This is a genomic window from Candidatus Symbiopectobacterium sp. NZEC135, from assembly GCF_025962695.1.
Map to the genome: position 1 here is coordinate 1 of NZ_JAGFPF010001333.1, position 591 is coordinate 591.

At 55.3% G+C, this 591-nt stretch carries 1 protein-coding gene; it reads left to right on the top strand.

Features of this window, described 5'->3' with window-relative positions; translation table 11 throughout:
• On the top strand, positions 1 to 516 hold a 516-nt coding region (locus J5224_RS34120; RefSeq protein WP_264629280.1), incomplete at its 5' end, for a 4Fe-4S binding protein.
• Positions 517 to 591 lie beyond the last annotated feature (75 nt).

Below are 591 nucleotides of genomic sequence, written 5' to 3' on the forward strand. Positions count from 1 at the left end.
ATGAACGCTTTTGTGATTGCCGATGCCAGTAAATGTATTGCCTGCCGCACCTGTGAAATCGCCTGTGCCGTCGCCCATGCGGGCGGCGCCGATGCCACCATCGACAAAGCGCGTTTCTTCCCGCGCCTGAAGGTGATCAAAGGCGCACAGGTGAGCGTGCCGGTATTGTGCCGCCAGTGCGAAAACGCCCCCTGTGCCAGCGTGTGCCCTCATGATGCGCTGGTGCGCCACCACGACAGCATTCAGGTCATTCAATCCCGTTGCATTGGCTGTAAAAGTTGCGTTATTGCTTGTCCTTTTGGCGCGATTGACGTGGTGCTGACCTCACAAGGCGCGGCGGCAAAAAGCGAGGTGCACAAGTGCGATCTCTGCGTCGATGTTGCCGCTTCCCCCTCGTGCGTGCGGGTGTGTCCGACATCCGCACTGACCCTGGTGAACAACAGTGAGCTGCAACAGCGGAGTTTCAAAAAGCAGCAACAGGCGGCGCGTGATAACGCGGATATTCGCCTGTTGTAAGACAGAAACGATGATACCGTTGAGGGTCAATAGCCCAAACTTATGGGTATTTTTACTTTTGTTCATATAATAGTC